Below are 19,563 nucleotides of genomic sequence, written 5' to 3' on the forward strand. Positions count from 1 at the left end.
TTAAGGTTTTTGATAACGCATGATTTTAATATCCATAGAAATGGCTACTGCAGCAACAGCTTTAAGTTAACGCCAAAATTGGTGAACGCCGTTGTAAATGCCTGCGAAGTGTATGGCTTTGTAATGTTGCTATCGTAAAATAGATTGAGGTTAAAGCGCTGGTTGATAACATAGTCGATAGAAGGACGTAGCGTGATATTTTTGGCGCCCGATGAAACCTCGGCCCCCGGCACATCTGCACGGTAAATCACCAGCTTTTTATCACGTATGGCCACATCCAATTTAAAGTTTACATCGTTGTTATCTCGGTTGCCTGTCCCGAATAATCCCCATGGCATGTGAAAGTTCTTTGGCCGGTAACCAAATCCAAGCACAATAATGTTTTCGTCCTGCTGGGCTAACTGACTGTTGAGCATACTTAGATTAAGGAAGCGGTTCTTGCTAAATTCCACGTTAGCCGTCATGCTGTTTTTGAAGCGGATGTCTGCGCCCAATAGCGGCAGGAAGGATTCCAGAATACTTACCTGTGAGAACTGGTAGTACGGCAAAAAGTCCTGGTTGGCATCGCGGGTTACGCTATGGCCTGCAATTTCCTGATACTGCAGCAGTGTGGTATAGGCGCTTACGTTATAGGATGATCGATACACATGCCTCAGATCGATAGACTCAAACAACTCATTAAACAACGGCAGCCGTGCAAGCCCGCTGTATTTAATATCCCAATTGGGTATTGGTATTTTAGGGAATTGCGTTAAGTTAACCGAGCTTGCATCTTTACCCGTGTAAGCCGCAAGAAAAGCCGGCACCAAAACGTTCTGCGCGTTTGGCCCGTAACCATCGGCATAACCATTTGTATTACCCGTAGAATTGGGATTTTGCTGCGCCAATCGCTGGGATATAACCGCCCGGTTATCTAAGAACTTTTGGAACGCAGGCGAATTCCTGTCCACGTCGCCACCTTTAGCGAACGCTGTGCCTATTGACAGGAATGAAACGCTGTATGTACCCGATGTTACCGGACTTAAATTTTCTATTTGACCAGTGCTTTGCAGATATTTAAACTGAGTTTGATAGTTTCTGTCCTGCGTACGGAATGCCCGTAACTCTATCCGCAGATCGGGCAGCGGCTCAATAACACTGCGAAGTTGGATATCCTCGTTAAATGATTTTACAAACAACTGGTTCTGTAATGTATCAGTTGTTATCCAGCCGCTTGCAATGGCTCGGCCGCGTATATCTGTTTGGCTGCCCAGCAAAAAGCCTAAGCCCGGTGCATCATAGCTAAGATCCTGCCCAAAAAGGTTTGATTTTGGCAGGTAGCCGGGTAAGAAAGTACCTTCTGTACGGGTGTATGACCCACTAATGTTTTTAATACTGGTGAGCAGTCCCATAAATATACTCCCAACATTTTGCTTATCATCCCTGCCACGCCTTAAACCGCGGAACTTATTATAAAAATTAGCAAAGTTAAGATTGGGGTTTAACTGTATGGTGCGGGCGTTCTGGATACTGTTACCTACATCATACGTTGGGTTATTAATGGCAAATGTTGGCTGCGATTGCCAGTTGAAGTTAGTACTGTAACGGGCGGTTAAGGCTGTCCACTCCAGGCCAGGTATTTTGCTTATTGGCGTGGTGTAATTAATATTGATGGTGTGATTGTAATTAACCGTTCGGCCCAGTTTCATCAGGTTGTCCCATAGCGTATCGCGCTTTAAGCCGGTTATGCGGCCCATCGGTTCATCCACGACCGATAGGTTTGTTGCATCTATATCCAGCGACAAGGATTTAGATAAATTCCAGCCGATACCATAAACCCGGGTGATATTGAAGTTTTTGTTGAATGATGTTGGAATAGGGATAAAATTGTTCGGATCGTTATTGCGCAGGGTGTTCTCAGAATAGAACCTGTCAAAATTAATACTGAAATTCAGCCTTGATGGCAGGATACTGAAATTGAAATCGCGCGCCAACGCAAGCATATTACTTTTGATGATCTTGCTAAAAGGCGTAATAAACTTAGGCTCGTTAGTGTAGTTATAGTTTAAAGCAACCCGATAGGTTTTAGCCATATCGTTCTCCACAATAAAATCGTGGTGGTTATACTCGGTGTAGGCGTAGGTGGCAGCAAAGTTCTCTATGTCCCAGACATGCACCGGTGCCGACGGGTCGGTACGCTCTTTATGCACATTGGTAAAGTTAATGCTCTTACGAACGGTAAAATCTTCAGACACCCGCTTGATAGAATCACGAGCCTGGCTGGTTTGCGCAGCTGCTAAAGATTTCTTTAATTCCACATCGGGCATACCAGGGTCGTACTGCGGCGTGCTTTTTTGGGTGGATATGTTTACATAAGCAGGTATGCGGATGCCGCTTTTCTCCGGGAAAAACTTACCTAACTCCACACTCGCCGATGCATCTATGATCTGGTTGTCGCTGCGGTTTCTGTCGCTTACGCGAGAATCTAACGTACCGAAGCCTATGGTGCTTTTACTGCCGGATACGGTGATGTTGGCGAAATCTGCCAGCGCCGCATCCATACGCGCCGTAGCTGCCCAACCGCCGCGCTGGTCAAAGTCGGTTAACCTCAATTCATCAAACCAAACGGTTCCGGTTTTATTTAACCCATCATCCCCGCTAAGGCCACTCCCCCTGTATGGGTTGCGTACACCAAGCATAATGGTACGCAGGCGGCTGAGATCGGGCTGGCCTTTAATGGTAATCTTGTTAGCGCCATCAGTGTAAACAAACGGCACAGTGAAAGGCCACGGCTGCCCGTTGAGCTTTGCATTGTTACGTGCCAGCTTTGCATCGGTTAATATCGATAGTTCAAGATTCAACTCGTTTACCGATGGCCAGATAGCGCCGGGGTCGCGGGTACCGGGTGTGGTAATGGCAAGCGGCAACTCGTATTCATAATAGTTATCCTGGTAATCAACGCCCAAACGTACAAAGGCATTCAGGTCGTTGTTTTTAAGCTGATCGCCTTCGGCATGGATAAACATCTGTACGCGTTTGTAAGAGCGCAGATCATTGTAGAATGTCCTGAAAGCGGCACGCGAATAACCATCGCGCAGGTTGGTGACGTTTAATGACAGCGACTGCTCATTAAGCTTAGTATCGGTTTGCAGGTTATTATAATTGCGCTGGCGATTGATGCCCGGCGGCACCACGTAAGGTATCGGTGTGCGGTTACCGTTCTCCTCAATATTTACAGCCTGCACATCAAGCATCGAACCATCATTTACCGGATTGGGTATTGCAGGGTCGGCAATTACGTTAAGCGGGTTATTCTCTGCGTTAAATGTACGCCACTCGCTGCTGGCCAATTGCAACGTGGCAAAGCGCAATACGGCGGTATCAGCAAAGTTGGTCATGAACATCCGCATAAAACGGATGGCCTTAAAATCCTGGATGTTGCCCACTTTGCTGCTATACTCGGTAATAGGTACGCGGAACTGGTACCAGGTAACTGATTGTGTTTCGCCGTTAGGCAGTTTTACATTTGCGGTAATTTTATCGTTGATAAAGTTTTGGCCAACCACCATGTCCTGCGGGCGGATAGACACGCGGTACTGATAATACTCGTCAGCCTGACTCATGTTATTATCGCGGTTTATGTCCTCACCATCCGGCAGCGATGTTGACGCAGATGTTTGGATACCCAACTCAGCCTGCGATTGTTCTGCAGTTTTTGAGTTACCTTCAGTTCCGTTGTACTTGCTGTATCGCTCTAATATGCCTGCACGGGCCTGGTCTAAAGCGGCACCCTGGTAGTACTGATAGTTATCTGATGATGGGTCGGCGTTTAAAACTTGTGCTGCTTGTGGGTTCAACACACCTTGCGTTTGCTGCAGCATGGGTGCAAACTTTGTTTTTTCGTCGGCATCATTTAAACCATCTAAACCAATATCCTGCAAGCGGCGGTTATTAGGGTCGTTGTCAAAGGCATTTACAACCGGCTGTAGTTTTGATACCCGGCCCCAGTTGGTCTCGTCAACCTTATCAGCAGTTATGCCATCAACCGGCAAAGCATTTTCCAAACTCTTACGGCCGTCCTTTAAAATGTCTTCAGATACACTACCTAAGTTAAAATACAAATCGCCACCGGTCGAGTTAGGTTTATAGATAAACGGATCAAGCATCCAGAACTCGATATAGCCTACGTTGAGTGCCTGAAAATCGTTGGTTTCCAATTTCCTGAACATACCGCCCCACCTGCTGCGCGGGTTTTGTAAAGTACCGTCAGTATTAAGTCCTGTTGTAGTATAATTGTACGGACCGCGAACGGTTGGATAAAACGCCATGTTAAGCGTTGCCAAACTGATTGGCTGCCCGGTGGTAGATTGCTTAAAGGGGAACACCTCCTGCTCTAAAACCTGCCTTACATAGTGGTTAGAGAGATCGCTCCTTGAAACAGGTATATTGCCGGAGTTCACATAAAATATGGGGTCGATGTTATAATAAGCCAGCCTCGCGCGGTTGTAACCGTAACTTAGATCATTGAACAAATTACTCTCCGAAAACATTTGCGGCGTGCCTGAAAGCTGCCAGTTCAAAGCGCCCTTTATATCTATTACCGTACGGCTGTTCTCAAAATCATCCAGGTATGATGTACCATTCTTTGATCCGGCAAAATTAAGTGCACCGGGGCTACCCGGCCTTAACTGTGCAAACTCGCCGCTGAAGTTAATGGTTGATGGCGCTTTGGTATTGATGAAAGGGATCTTATCCACCAACCGGGTCAGAAACCTTGATTCGGAACTATAGTTGGCATCAAAGCCCCATATGCTATTTGATATGGACTCCTGCCCAACAATCTCGTTTTGGTTGAGCGGCTGCTCTGTTAAATGCATTAGGGTAGCACCCAAGGCAAGCTTTGGACTTGCATGATAATCTAACCTGGTACCCCAGAGAGATTTCTGTTGTACGCCAAAAAGTTCGTTATTCTCCAGCTTGATGTTGATGGGCTGGCCCGATTGCAACAAAGCCTGGTTAAGCATCCTCAACCGGCCGGAGCTATAATCTATAGTATAATCCGTACCTTCCTGTAAACGCAGGTTACCTGCCGTTACCACTACGGAACCTTGCGGAACGTTCACAGCGTTTAGCTGGTACTCCGACCCATTTTGCCCCGTGTAAGTTCCTTTGATGAGATAACGGTTAAGCTTTGGGAACAATTGCTGCGCAATAACCTTGGTTGAATCATACAGCGGTTGGTAAACGTAGCGGGAATTAAGGTCCCCCTCTGCCGGGGTAAACTGCCTGGCAAGGTCGCTGCCGAAAGGCTCAACCGTTGGGAACATGATACGCCCGTTCTGCGAGTCGATCGTTATACCTTCCAAAAAATCAAAAAAGCCATCGGGGCTTTTATCATTCTGTTGATTAAGGTTGTCTAAGCCTGTTATCTGCAGCCAGCGTTTGCCTTTGGTGTTGGTCCCCTCGTCAATGCCTATCTTTTCAATCCCCGATTTATCATCCAAACGGGTAATGTTTAGCTTAAAGTTGGTTGGGCTTATCTGGCTTGCTCCTAACGAGTAGATGTTTTTCATCATCAGGTCCCAGGTTGGCAGGCTGGTTTTTAACAGCTCATTCTTTAGTAGCTTGGTGTATAATACCTGCGGCGTTGCGGTATTCACTGGTCTGTCGCTACTAAACTCACCCACCTGGTATTGCACGCCGTTTACGGTGTACTGGTATGCCACGGCCAATACCTCATCATTATTTAGCGGGTAATTAAGAGAGATGTAACCCAATTGCGGATGCAGCGTAAACTCATTATCCTTCAACTTGCGCGCATAGGTTAGCTTAGCGTAATTATCTGTACCGCCGGTTGCACGGAAATATGTAGCAATATCGTTTGAATTGGTGTTACGTGCACCTGCGGGGATATTTGTTAGGAGGTTGTTTGACTGCTGCGTAAAGCCCGGCCCCTGGAACCCTGCGGGGTAGCCGCTTTGGCCGGCACCGCTAAACTGCGGGTTGTAAGGCCTGTTCTCGCCCAAGTCAAGGAAAGCCAATATATCGCGCGAATCGGTAGTTACGCTGGTACGGTTGGTTGTCCATACCTCAATTTTGGTGATGGTAATGTTCGAGCTAATGATAGGGATGTTTGCCAGGGCGCGGTTATAATTATTGCGGAAGTACTGCGATAGAAAGTAGTGTTTGTTCGCCTCATAATCCGCAGCGGTTATAGAGATATTTCCCTGCTGCGAACCATTGGTAATAGTGATGTTTCTTGACTGCGAACGTTGCTGTGAAAAAATGCTGGTAACATCTAACCGGCCGAATTTTAGTTTCGTCTTCACCCCGAACAACGCTTGGCTACCGGTGATAAGTGTGGTGTTCAATGGCATGCTGACAGTACCGGCTTCCACTTTCTGGATGATCTCATCCGGGTGACCGGTGTAATCCAGTTTGATCTGGTTTTCAAACTGGAATTGTGCCTGCGTATTATAGTTGGTAGTAATCTTCAGCTTATCACCGATGTCGCCTGTAACGTTCAGTTGTATACGCTGATCGAAATTAAAGTTGAACTGGTTACGCTGGCGGGTATTAAAAAGCGGGTTCTCGTTCTTGTTGATCTGCCCGGCCAAAATGACCTCTGCGGATCCCTGCGGGCGGATATTGATAACCGAACTACCGAAGATCTGCTCAAAGGTTCTGCTGCGCACACGCATCTGCGGAATAAAGCCCGGCTGCTCAGACTCAAAAGCGTAATTATCTGATAACTGCTGAAAGTAATCGCGCCTTACACTACGTTGCTGCAGCAGCATATATTCGCTAAAGGTTAAGTACTGGGGAGCGCGGTAATTAAGGTTACCTAACTTTTCATACAAAATGTAACGGTTGGTTGCGGGGTCGTACTCCACCGTTCGTACCAGGCCGGGCGGGTCTTTAAAAAACAGCCCCGAACGCTCACGCTTTGTGGTTGGTTCACGCAGTTTAACAGGGCCGGGTTTATAACCCGTATCTGCGCGTAAGGGTTGGCCTGTTGCACTGGACTGGGGTTGTGCCTGCACCGGTGTTTGCCCTGGCCGCGGTTGTTGGTTAAACGGCTGTTGCTGCGGCTGATTAGGGTTTTGCTGGTTGGGATATTGTACCTGCCTGTTTGGGAACTGCTGGCCCTGCTGGGTTGGGTATTGCTGCTGCCCTTGCTGTGCCGGATACTGATTAGGCAACTGGTTTGGAACCTGATTTGGCTGTTGCACAGGGGTTTGCTGTGCATATAGTTTCCCTACCCCGCTTAAAGCAGATACAAAGAGTATAACTACAAAAAGCTTAGTAGTAAAAAGTTTAACCAAGTTTGTTTATTAAATCAGTAATTATAAGTTCTTAAGCGCGTATTTGATAAGTTGCTCTACAGTTAAAACGCCTGTATTTTTGCTTATCTCCTGATCCAGAACCTTCTCTGCTGCGTTGCGTGCAAAACCAAGGGTAACCAATGCAGAAAGCGCTTCGTCTTTTGCTGTTTTTGATACCACAATGGAAGTTAATGTATCCGGACCTTCTTTTTTAAGCTTGTCTTGTAATTCTAAAATAATACGTTGGGCAGATTTTGGGCCGATGCCTTTAATGCTTTTTATCAGCGCCACGTTGCCTTGTACAATGGCTTGTTGTATCTCTGCCGGGGTTATGGACGATAGCATCATCCGTGCAGTATTTGGGCCAATGCCTGATATGGAAACCAGATGCAGGAAAAGCTTACGCTCTCCTGCATCGGCAAAACCATAAAGTGTATGTGCATCTTCTTTAACGTGCAGCCAGGTGTATAACTTGCAACGTTCACCCTCGCCGAGCAGCGAGTAAGTGTTTAACGATATATTGATCTGGTAACCAACCCCACCTGCATCAATCACCACATAAGCTGCGCTTTTAAACGCCAGTTTACCATCAATATAGTCGTACATGTTTATTCAGATTATTTCTTTTTTGTTTTGGCTTCCATTGCGGCACATTTTATTTGCGCATCTATAACGGCGATGGTAACCATGTTTACAATTTCGCGTACCGAGCTACCTAACTGCAATACGTGAACGGGTTTCTTCAAACCCAACAGGATAGGGCCAACTGCTTCGGCACCACCAATCTCCTGCATCAGTTTGTAGGCAATATTGCCTGATTCCAGTGTGGGGAAGATAAGCGTATTTGCCGGCTTTCCGTTAAGCGTTGAGAATGGAAAGTTATCGGCAAGCAGCGCCGGATTAAGCGCAAAGTTTGCCTGCATCTCACCATCTACTACCATATCCGGGTATTTATCATGTAATATCTTAACTGCCGCGCGTGTTTTTTCCGGCAATTCGCCATCGTTTGAGCCAAAATTTGAATATGATAATATCGCAACGCGGGGTTGGATATTCAACTGCCTAACCGATTTCTCTATCAACACGGTTATGTCTACGAGTTCTTGGGCCGTAGGGTTTATATTAACTGTAGTATCTCCGAAAAAAAATGGACCTTTTGGCGTAATCATCAGGTACATGCCTGCTACGCGGCTGATCCCTTCCTCAATACCGATGATCTGTAAGGCAGGTTTAACGGTTGAGGCATAGTTCTTGGTTAAACCCGAAATCAATGCGTCGGCCTCGCCAAACTGCACCATACAAGCACCGTAGTAGTTACGGTCGGTGATCATTTTTTTGGCCTCGAATGAAGTAACACCACGGCGCTGGCGTTTTTTGAACAGAAAATTCATGTACTCTTCAGAACGGGCAGTATGTTTTTTAGGGTCGATGATCTCTACGTCGCCGAGGTCAAGCTCGGTTTCGCGCATGATCTGGCGAATACGTTCTTCATTACCCAACAATATAGGCGTAGCGATCTTTTCTTCTTTTACTATTTGCGCCGCACGTAATATCTTGTAATTATCAGCCTCGGCAAATACCACACGTTTAGGATCCTGTTTAGCCTGGTTGGTCATATCGCGCAGCAGTTTATTATTGCTGCCCAGGCGGGATATCAATTCCTCGTTGTAAGCATCCCAATCGGTAATGATCTTGCGAGCAACACCTGATTCAATGGCTGCTTTTGCTACCGCTGATGATACCTCCGTGATCAAACGCTGATCCATCGGTTTAGGAATAATATAATCTTTGCCGAATTTAAGGTTGGTGATGTTGTAGGCCAGGTTAACGGCTTCCGGTACCGGTTTTTTAGCCATCTCTGCAATAGCTTTAACAGCGGCGATCTTCATCTCCTCATTGATTGCAGTAGCACGTACGTCTAAAGCACCACGGAAGATGTATGGGAAGCCCAACACATTATTCACCTGATTAGGGAAATCTGAACGGCCGGTAGCCATGATGATGTCCTTACGGGCAGCCGTTGCTACATCATAGTTTATCTCCGGTTCGGGGTTAGCCATTGCAAAAACTATGGGGTTTTTAGCCATGCTCACCAGCATATCAGCAGTTACCACATTACCGGCAGATAAGCCGATAAACACGTCGGCACCTTTCATGGCCTCCGCAAGGGTAGTGATATCTTTACGATTAGTGGCAAACTCCAGTCTTATATCATCCAGGTCGGTACGCTCTGGGGTTATCAAACCATTGATGTCAAACATCACCAGGTTTTCTTTCTTAACACCTAAAGACAGGTACATTTTGGTACATGAAACCGCTGCAGCACCGGCACCGTTCACTACTAATTTTATCTTATCCAGCTTTTTGCCTTGTATCTCACAGGCATTCATCAGGGCTGCGCCTGATATAATGGCAGTACCATGCTGGTCGTCATGCATTACCGGGATATTCATCTCGGCCTTTAGCCTGCGCTCTATCTCAAAACAAGTTGGGGCTGATATATCTTCGAGGTTAACGCCGCCAAAGGTTGGCTCAAGCGCTTTAACAATGTTCACAAAATCATCTACCGATTTAGCATTCACCTCAAGGTCAAACACGTCAATATCGGCATATATTTTAAACAGCAGGCCTTTACCCTCCATTACCGGCTTACTGGCTTCCGGGCCTATGTTGCCTAGGCCAAGCACCGCAGTACCATTACTTATTACCGCAACCAGGTTACCTTTGGCAGTATATTTATATACATCGTCAACATTGTTGGCAATTTCGCGGCAGGGTTCTGCAACGCCCGGAGAATAGGCCAGCGTAAGATCGCGTTGAGAATTTGTAGGCTTTGTAGGAACTACCTGTATTTTACCGGGGCGGCCTTTAGCATGGTAGTTAAGGGCATCCTGCTTACGATTTGGTTTGTTCATGTTCTTTCTTTTGTTGAAGCCCCCAAAATTACAATTACTTTTTCTGAAGAGCCAACAAAAAGGCTAAGGTTAAGGCACTTTAAATTAAACGCAGGTATGCAGGTTCTATCAGCCGTTGCCGATGTTCACCGTTAATCCGGGCAGCAGTGGTAAGTTTGCATTGCCCCCTAACTGCTTGTTCCACTGCATCAATTGCTCAACCTTTACGTTAAACATGCTTGCTATGGTAGATAAGGTTTCCCCCTTTTTGGTAACATGTATGGTTGGCGTAATAGCGGCACCATTTACCACGTATGCTTGTTGTGCAGCGTTAGCCATATACGGCCTTGCAGGCAAATCAGGCGGTGGATTGATGGCTGCATATTGCATAGGCCTTAACGGGCGTACAGGCGCAGTTATATCATTGATTGCAGTATGCAAAATGTCACTTTGTTGTTTATCAAGCTTGGGGACAACTATCCTGCGTAAATTGGTGGCAGAGCCGTTAACTATCTGCTGGCGGTAAGCTGGATTTAGGGCTGCAAGGTCTTTTAGAGGCATGCCAAGCGCTTGCGCCACGCGACTAAGCGCAACAAATTTGCTTGTCATTACCGTATCTGTAATAATGGCCAAACCTGCGCTTTGCGGTGTTATGTAATGATACTTGTGATATTTCATCACATAATTAACTGCGATGAAAGCGGGAACATATCCGCGGGTCTCCGGAGGCAATTGATCGCGGATTGACCAGTAGTCATGTGCGCCGGTACGTTCTAATGCATGCTGCACATTGCTTTTGCCGCAATTATATGATGCTATAGCCAGCAGCCAGTCGCCAAACTGCATATAGGCATCCTTAAGGTAAGCGGCGGCTGCATTGCTGGCCTGTACCGGGTCGCGGCGCTCATCAACGTACTCCGTCATGGCTAAACCGTACATCTTTGCCGTTTCTGACATAAACTGCCAAGGCCCCGCAGCACCAACTTTAGATATGGCGTTAGGGTTAAGGGCAGACTCTACTATTGAAAGATATTTGATCTCGTCAGGTATGCCTGCATCAGCAAATGCCTTTTCGTATATCGGGAAGTAATACCTGGATAAACCAATCATTTTACCCATTTCATCTCTGCGTTTGCTATAGAGATCGATATAGGCCTGTACGTAACCATTATAATCAAGCGGTACTTCTTTTTGGATAGAATCTAACCGGCGTTTAAAAATGACGTTGTTGTATATAGATACCGGTGCTTGCAACTCAGGCGCGGTAACATTTGTATCCTGCTGCATGGCAGCCTGGGCTTTAACTGCATGCGCCATTAAAACGCAGGCAAAAAAAGTAAGCAGTTTCTTCATATTTTAGGGTATCCTCAGAAAGTCGCCCGAGAATTATTTACTAATATATTAATCGGCTATAGCTTTAAGAAATATTCCGAAAAATTTAACAGTTCAGTTTCGCCAAATTTTTTGGTAAGCAATTGTAAACCTAACGGCAAACCTTTACCGTTATTACCTGCCGGTAAAGATATTGCGGGCAATCCGGCCAGCGAGGCCTGCACTGTAAATATATCATAGAGATAGGTAACTACAGGGTCTTTCTCCTTTAACCCTAAAGCAAACGCAGGCTCGGGTGCGGTAGGTGTGAGTATAAAATCAAAGTCGTTCAATATTTCGTTGGTCTTGTCCTGTATCAGGCGCCTAACCTTTTGGGCTTTTGCGTAATAAGCATCATAATAGCCTGCGCTAAGCACAAAAGTGCCTAACATAATACGACGTTTAACTTCTTTACCAAACCCTTCAGAGCGCGATTTTTTATAAGTAGAAACCAGATCTGTAGCATTGGGACTACGGTAACCGTAATGCACACCATCATAACGAGCCAGGTTTGATGAAGCCTCGGCCATTGCTAAGATATAGTACGTAGGTACCAGGTAATCGAGCAATTCAAAAGAAATCGGTTTTACGATGTGCCCATCAGCACGTAGCTTATCTATGTAAGTTGAAAGTGTACCTTTTACATCAGCATCAACACCAGGACTTGTTAAAGCTTCTTGCAGGTAGGCTATGCGCTTTTGATGTGCGTCAGGCTTTAGTTCATGCGCGGTAGATACTGGTTGGTTGGCAAGGGTGGCATCATATTCATCGGGTCCGGCCATTACCTCTAACAGTAATGCAGCATCTTCTACTGATTGCGTGATGGGCCCAACCTGGTCAAACGACGAAGCATAGCTGATAATACCATGCCTTGATATGCGGCCGTAAGTAGGTTTTAAGCCTATCACCCCACAGAATGAAGCAGGCTGCCTAACGGAGCCGCCTGTATCGGTACCTATGGCAGCGTGGCACATACCTGCCTGAACAGCAACTGCAGAACCACCAGACGAGCCGCCACCCACACGTGTTTCATCGGCAAAGTTTTTGACCGGGCCAAAGTACGAGTTCTCATTTGATGCCCCCATGGCAAACTCATCGCAGTTGCAACGGCCTATGATAATGGCATCCTCTGCCAGTAAACGCTCTACAATAGTTGCGGAATATATGGAAGTAAAATTCTCTAATATCTTAGAAGATGCAGTAACCTTGTGATCTTTATAGCAAATGTTATCTTTAATACCGATAACCATACCCGCAAGCTTGCCAACCGGTTCATTATTTTTTAAACGTACATCAAGTGCCTTTGCCTGGGCAAGTGCTTCGTCACCAAAAACTTCATTGAATACGTTTAGATGGGTATTTGTATTTATTTGCTGAAGGTACTGCTTAACCAACTGCTCAACGGTAACGTCTCCGCTTTGTAACCCGCTCTTAATGTCACTGTAAGAGTGATACTTTTTAGCCATGGGCCTAAAATAGAAAAACTTATCTGTTGAAGGTTAAAATTTTCAACAGATAAGTTCAGTAATGGCGGTTTTGCCGCCTTTTATCAATAGCAACGGCAGGATTAAACCTTAGGTTTTTCTTCGTTATTTGTTGTAGTTGTAGTACTTGTGCTTTCGCCGTTCTGTGCGTCTTTAAATTCTTTAACACCTTTACCTAAGCCTCGCATTAGTTCAGGTATTTTTTTACCGCCGAACAAGATCAATATCGCAATAATGATCAGAATGATTTCTGGTGCGCCTAATCCACCCATGATTTTAAGTTTAATTAATTAATATTTTTCTATGTATTACTCTTCAGTAGTTTTCTTTTCAGCAGCTACTTCTTCAGGTTTAGTTAAGTTGATGTGGCTTGCAGGTTTTGCTTCTGCAACCGGTTTAATTTCGGTCTCGTTCTCAAAGGTAGCATCAGTAGCCGGGGTTGATCCTTCGATTTTGTGTTCCTCCGTATGTTCTTCAATAGCATCTGTGGCCGAGTGCCCGGTGTATGCTGATATAGCGCCCTCAACAGGCTCGTATGGTTTATAATTAGCCGCCGTATTGTTTTCCTCTTCAGCCGTTATTGCCGGTTTTTCAACCGTCTTTTTGTCTTCGTAATTATTGATCTGGTTATTTATTTCGCGCTTAACGTCCTCAGATGCATCTTTAAACTCGCGGATACCTTTACCCAAACCGCGTGCAAGCTCAGGCAGTTTATTACCACCAAAAAGCATCAGTGCCACAAATAATATCAATATCATTTCAGGGGTACCGATATTTAAAAACAAGGGAACAAAACTTAACATTTTCTGTAATTAAAGTTTACAAATATACAATAGTAGTATAAGCTTAACGCGGTAATTTAAAACTAATTATCGGCAAGCCAAGATTTAGGATTTTGAAAATCTCTGCTCTTACTTAAGGTAAATGATACAGTAGGATCTCCGGTCGACGGATCGGTAGCTGCGGTACCCAAAGTTTGCTTAGTTGAAACCTTCTGGCCAACGCTTACTGATACCGACCTGAGGTTTGAATAAGATGTAAAATACTCACCATGTCTTAAAATTACCGTGTACGCACCGGCAACATCCTGTATAGCTCTTACTTCACCTTCAAATACAGCCCTTACCGGTGCATTGGCGGCAGTACGTATCTCATAACCGCTGCTTTCGCTGCGTATACCATCGGCATCCGTATAAGTACCAAAACCATGCAGCAACTGTCCGTTGGCTACAGGCCATGGCAGGCGGCCCCGGTTGCCCAAAAAGTCATTTGATAACCTTGCTGCTTCCGGCGTAGCGTTCAGCACCTGGCTATTGGTTGACGATTTGGTAATGGCGGTTTTTGACGGAGCAGCCGGTTCACGATTTTCTGCTTTGGCCCTTGCCGCTGCAGCACGTGCTTCCGCGCGGGCTTTTTCCTCTGCCTCGCGCCTTGCGATCTCGATCTCACGGGCAATGGCATTGGTAATGGCACGGTTAGTCTGTGCAATACGTTTGCGTACATCACGCTGTTGCTGTTTTATAGCACCCTGCTGCTTCGATATATCGCTAATTACTTTTACCTGCGTATTTTTAGCCTTACCTAACTCATCTTTCTCCTTTTCCTGGTTAGCCAGCAAGTTATTCTTTTCCTTTTTATCCCGGTCAAGCTCATTGATCTTGACGTGCAGATCCCGCTGGGTGCCCTGAATGTAGCCAGCCTGGCGTTCGCGATATGTACCAAACTGCTGCAGGTATTTAAGCCTGCGATAGGCCTGGTTAAAATCTTTTGCTGCAAATATGAACATCAGTTTATTGTACGCGCTTTGATTACGGTAAGCAAAAAGCACCATGCCGGCATACTCTTTCTTTAGCTGGTCTAACTGGCTTTGTAAACTACGTACGGTATTATTGCTCTGAGAGATCTCGTTATCTAAATTTCTTACCTCAGAATTGATGTTCGCTATCTTTTCTTCACGCAGGTTTATTTGCGCTTTTAAAATATTCAGTTGCTTTAATGATACTTTTTTGTTGCTGGCAGTTTCCTGATACTCACGGTTAAGTTGGTCTAATTCGTCATTCAACTTTTCGCGGCGGCGTTTAAGTTCGGCGCTGCTTTGCGCAAACGCGCTGCTTAAACCAAGCACGCAGATCAGAAAAAGTACAGCTTTAAAAAATTTCATCCACCAAAAATATAATTTAATTAGCAGGTTCGTAACTTTTTGGGATACTAAACGGATATTCGAGCGGCTTATCAAACTCTACTGTATTGTATTTAAGATTAGCCTTGATCTGCTTATCGCCAGCGGTTGACTGAATATCTATTTGTGATGGAATAATGCGACCGTTCTCCTGTATAAACACATTGTTAGTAACTTGCAAAGTTTGGCGGGCCGCCTGGTTAGTAAGATTGGTTTGCGTAACTTTAAGATCGGCACCTAATAAGAGCTTGTAAACAACGCTTTGCAGCGTGCCATTGATAACAGTATTGTTACTTTCTGCGGTAATATCTGCCTGTTCGTTCAAGGTTTCGGGTATGGCATTACCTACCAGCAATGCCTGCACGGTTTTAAAATTTACCTGCCTGCCGGCAAACTGGTAAATGTAGCTGAAAGGCTTTTTAAGATACACACTTTGCAAGCGGTTTATCACCTGTATACTATCAGGGGTTATCTGTGCACGCGCTACTTCAATGCCCGCAATAGCGGTTATGGAGATCCATATTTTTTGATCGCGGTTAATACGGATGTTCAGCGTAACATCATTTCCCTTACCATTGATATCCAATTTGGTTTTGGCTTTGCCTGTGAACGTATTAAAACTTACCTGCTTTGAGCGGATGGCCGAAATTTTTTCCCGTACCGAGTTAGATTTCACCGCTGCTGAAGAATCGGCAGTGGCAGGCCGTGCAACTTGCGTTAATTTTTTTGATTTACATGCCGATAACACTGCAATGCTGCAGATAATGGCTAAACTATTCAGAATATTTTTTCTCATCTATCTTTCTTTGTAACAAAGGCGAGTTAGTACCAAGCTGTTTAGCTTTTTTCCAGTTTTCAACGGCACCGTTAACATCACCTGTAAAAAATAATATATCGCCATAGTGCTCCACTTTAGTAGCACTGGCACCTTTATCATTTTTGATAGACTTTTCTATCCAAAGTTTAGCCCCGGTATAGTTTTTCTGTTTAAATAATATCCAGGCGTAGGTATCTTCAAAAGATGCCGTGTTAGGTATCAGTTCATTACTACGCTTAGACATCTGCGCTGCCTTGTCTAACTGCTCGTTCCTTAACGACAAATAATAGGCATAATTGTTCAGCGTGTAGGCGTTATCCGGGTCTATGCTCAAAGCTTTTTCATAGGCCGTATCTGAATTTTTGATATCACCCATAGCATGGTAAGCATCGCCTAAGGCAGAATAACTTTGCGTTAGCAGGCTTTTATCCTCTGCCTCAAGCATGGTAGCATTTTTTAGATAGCTGATGGCCTTTATGTAGTTCTTTTTCTGCTGCCAGGCTTCACCAACCATGTAATTCATCCAAGCCTGGTTAGGGAACATAGATAATGAGTTTTCGCCATCCTTTATTGCGTCATCAAAATCGCCTTGCGAAAGCTGGATGCGCACTAACTGCTCCTGTATGTTGTATGCTTTAGGATCAAGCGCTATTGCTTTTTTGTAAGCTTCTTTTGCCTCGGTAAGTTTGCGGTTTTGCAAAAGCATATCACCATAGATGGCGTAAGCCTTAACATCAGATGGATGGGCCATAACCATCACCTTACTCAACTGCAGTGCGCTGGCCTGAGCGTTAGGCTCCGGAAATTTGGGAACGTAACCCATTACGATTCGCAACTTTTGATCTATGTCAACATCCGGGTTGGCAAAAGCCAGTTCCAATTCATCGTAACTGGCTTCGGGCTTGTTCTGCTCACGGTAAATATCAGCAAGGGCAAGGTGCACCAAACCATTATCAGGGTCAATTTTTTTTGCTTTCTGTAAGAGTTCAATAGCCTTGTCCGGCTGACTATTGGAGCTGTAGATCTCTGCCTGCGCCAGGTAATACCTCACCTGCGTTGGGTTAGAAGCTATCAGCTGGTCTAAAGCGGAGGCAGCTTTTTTAACATCGCCCTGGCGCAGATAGATCTTTTGCCTGCTTAGTGCCAGTTCATCACTTTGCCCAGAAAGCTCCTGAACCTTATCGTATAACTTAAGCGCTTCATCATACCTTTTTTCCAGGTAAAAGGCATTGGCTTTGCCGTAGTAATATTCAGACCTGTCCGGATTGAGCCTTATGAGCTCAGTAAGCGCATTCTCTAACTTGGCCAGCTCATTATTTTTCTCATAAAGGCCTGCCAGTGCCAGCCAATACCATTCGTTATCTTTGTTTACTGTAACGGCGCGTTCTAATAAACTTTCTGCAGCGGCGTTGTTGTTTTGTAATTGCTCCAGGTTGGCCAGCTCAAACATGCTGGCATCGTTAGCCGGGTCTATCTGTAAAACGCGGTTAAAAAGGTCGTAAGCTTGTTTCTTATTGTCGATGGTTTTCTCGCGCAGCGCTGTGAAAAAAAGTTGTTTCACCATACCACTATCCGCCTGGCTCATAGGCCGGGACACCGCAGCCTTGTTATTTTGAGCAAGGCAGCTGCCGGCAAACGCCGTGGCCAATGTTAGTAATGCTGCAAACTTCATTTGTTACGTACGATTGTTACCGTTTCAATATAGCTTTTAATTGGTTGCGCTCGGCATATAAAGTGCCCAAGCCAAACAATAATAATAACCCGTTACCTATAAATATATTGCGGTGAAATACGCTGAACGAAAGATAAACCAGCACTATTGAAATAACGATATAAGCGACGTTCTTCTTTAAATTATATGGTATAGGATAATTCTTTTGCCCCCATATGTATGACATTATCATCATACTTGCGTAAGCAGCCAGCGAGATCCACGCTGATGCCATGTAACTATATATGGGTATAAAAATAACGTTCAGAACGATGGTTAACACTGCGCCGATACCGGAAATATAAAGCCCATAACGTGTTTGGTCTGACAGTTTGTACCATATAGAAAGGTTGGTATAAATGCCCAGGCTAACATAACCCAACAAAAGCGGCGGCACAACCCCTAAACCTACCCAATAGGCCGGGTTATTTACATAATGTTTGAGGATCTGAATATTTGCAACCACTCCAAGGAACATCACGCACATGGTTATCACAAAATAGTCCATTATTTTGGCGTAGGTGTAGCCTGCATTTTTATTCTTAGCATGGCTAAAAAAGAATGGCTCGGCCCCCATCCGAAAGGCCTGGTTGAACAAACTAAGGAAAACCGAGATGCGCGCGCAGGCCGAGTAAATACCAACTTCCTGTTCGCTGATGTTGGCAGGTAATAATTTGCCTAAAAGTATCTTGTCAAAATTTTCGTTCACGATGTAAGATAACCCAGCTATCATTACAGGCCAGCTGTAGGCAAACATGTTTTTAAACATCACCTTATCAAAGCTCAATTGCAATTTGAGCAGCTCTGGCAGCAGTAATAACAGCGTAACAATACTTGCTACCAGGTTTGATATAAAAACATATCCAACCCACCCTTTCACAAACCATGTTTTTATCCACTCGGCACCGGCAATATTGTGATTAACAATATATGGCAGCACCCAAATAAATATGAGATTAAGCCCCACCATTACAAAAATGTTAACAAGCTTGGCAACACCATATTTAAGTGGCCTGCCGTCGGCGCGGAGTTTTGCAAACGGAATAGCGCACCAGGCGTCTACTACCAGGATGCATAAGAAGTATTTGATATATCGTTCAAACTCGGCTTGCGAAGTTCTTTCACCAATTTTTATGAACCCTGCGATGGTATGTATAAACGGAACAGCAAATAGCAGAAAGAATATTGTAACTAAAAAAACAACCCAGAAGCTATTATTGTAAACCTGCCTTTTTTGATCGGGGTGCTTGTTAAGGTAACGGAAAAAAGTTGTTTCCATGCCAAAAGCCAGCAAGGCTTGCAGTACTGCCGCATAGCTGTAAAGGGTACTAAATACGCTATAAACCTTAGGGTCATAAGCGCGGGTATACAGTGGTGTAAGCAAAGAGCTTAGTAAACGCTGTACCACTGTGGTAGTACCGTATATAGCCGTTTGGCCGGCAAATTTTTTAGCGGTTGACAAATTCTGATTGCTGTGGTTTGAGATTACTTTTTAACTACCTCAAAATTACGATAGTTTTTTACTTCGCCCTCATTGGTTGTTACGGATGTCACTTTGGCATCCTCGGGGCCGTCGTTACACCAATCCATAAACATATCAAGGATTGCATCATCAGCTTCAGCAGCTATAAAAACATCGCCGTTGGCCTCGTTACGTACAAAGCCACGCACACCTAACTGGTCGGCAACTGCTTTGGTTGATTTTCGGAAAAACACGCCCTGCACTTTGCCCGTAACGGTAATATCCAAGTGTTTCATGTATTCGATTGGAGGATTTAAAATTTGAAGATTTGAAAATTACCC

Annotated in this window: 12 protein-coding genes; all 12 read right to left on the minus strand. The window is 44.9% G+C overall.

Annotated elements, in window-relative coordinates:
- Positions 1-44 precede the first annotated feature (44 nt).
- The 12 genes from sprA to INP83_RS01125 all read right to left on the minus strand — a co-directional run bounded on the left by sprA (position 45) and on the right by INP83_RS01125 (position 19,518).
- Positions 45-7,304: a cell surface protein SprA gene (gene sprA / locus INP83_RS01070; RefSeq protein WP_255563222.1), complete on the minus strand. Its 7,260-nt coding sequence runs from the start codon at positions 7,302-7,304 to the stop codon at positions 45-47.
- Positions 7,305-7,325: 21 nt separating this feature from the next.
- Complete coding sequence (ruvA, locus tag INP83_RS01075; protein ID WP_146272269.1) at positions 7,326-7,910, minus strand: Holliday junction branch migration protein RuvA; 585 nt, start codon at positions 7,908-7,910, stop codon at positions 7,326-7,328.
- Positions 7,911-7,921: 11 nt separating this feature from the next.
- Positions 7,922-10,219 carry an NADP-dependent malic enzyme gene (locus INP83_RS01080; RefSeq protein ID WP_146272268.1) on the minus strand — a complete coding sequence of 766 codons (2,298 nt, stop codon included), beginning with the start codon at positions 10,217-10,219 and terminating at the stop codon, positions 7,922-7,924.
- A gap of 108 nt (positions 10,220-10,327) precedes the next feature.
- Positions 10,328-11,551, minus strand: a complete 1,224-nt coding sequence (locus INP83_RS01085; RefSeq protein ID WP_219125977.1) for a lytic transglycosylase domain-containing protein — start codon at positions 11,549-11,551, stop codon at positions 10,328-10,330.
- 56 nt (positions 11,552-11,607) lie between these two features.
- Entirely contained in the window at positions 11,608-13,035 is a 1,428-nt protein-coding gene (gene gatA / locus INP83_RS01090; RefSeq protein ID WP_219125978.1) for an Asp-tRNA(Asn)/Glu-tRNA(Gln) amidotransferase subunit GatA, read from the minus strand.
- A 101-nt stretch (positions 13,036-13,136) separates the two neighbouring features.
- A complete protein-coding gene (locus INP83_RS01095; protein ID WP_146272265.1) occupies positions 13,137-13,325 on the minus strand; it encodes a twin-arginine translocase TatA/TatE family subunit in 189 nt (62 codons plus the stop codon).
- A 36-nt stretch (positions 13,326-13,361) separates the two neighbouring features.
- On the minus strand, positions 13,362-13,856 hold the full coding sequence (locus INP83_RS01100; RefSeq protein ID WP_219125979.1) for a twin-arginine translocase TatA/TatE family subunit: 495 nt from the start codon (positions 13,854-13,856) through the stop codon (positions 13,362-13,364).
- A gap of 62 nt (positions 13,857-13,918) precedes the next feature.
- Positions 13,919-15,214: a murein hydrolase activator EnvC gene (locus INP83_RS01105; RefSeq protein WP_219125980.1), complete on the minus strand. Its 1,296-nt coding sequence runs from the start codon at positions 15,212-15,214 to the stop codon at positions 13,919-13,921.
- Positions 15,215-15,230: 16 nt separating this feature from the next.
- A complete protein-coding gene (locus tag INP83_RS01110) occupies positions 15,231-16,028 on the minus strand; it encodes a DUF4292 domain-containing protein (protein ID WP_219125981.1) in 798 nt (265 codons plus the stop codon).
- Positions 16,006-17,721: a tetratricopeptide repeat protein gene (locus INP83_RS01115; RefSeq protein WP_219125982.1), complete on the minus strand. Its 1,716-nt coding sequence runs from the start codon at positions 17,719-17,721 to the stop codon at positions 16,006-16,008. The genes INP83_RS01110 and INP83_RS01115 overlap by 23 nt, the downstream gene beginning before the upstream one ends.
- Positions 17,722-17,737: 16 nt before the next feature.
- Entirely contained in the window at positions 17,738-19,222 is a 1,485-nt protein-coding gene (locus INP83_RS01120) for a lipopolysaccharide biosynthesis protein (RefSeq protein ID WP_219125983.1), read from the minus strand.
- Between the two features lie 23 nt (positions 19,223-19,245).
- Positions 19,246-19,518: an acylphosphatase gene (locus INP83_RS01125; RefSeq protein WP_219125984.1), complete on the minus strand. Its 273-nt coding sequence runs from the start codon at positions 19,516-19,518 to the stop codon at positions 19,246-19,248.
- Positions 19,519-19,563 lie beyond the last annotated feature (45 nt).

The sequence above is a fragment of the Mucilaginibacter sp. 21P genome (assembly GCF_019331605.1).
GTDB classification, from domain to species: Bacteria; Bacteroidota; Bacteroidia; order Sphingobacteriales; family Sphingobacteriaceae; genus Mucilaginibacter; species Mucilaginibacter achroorhodeus.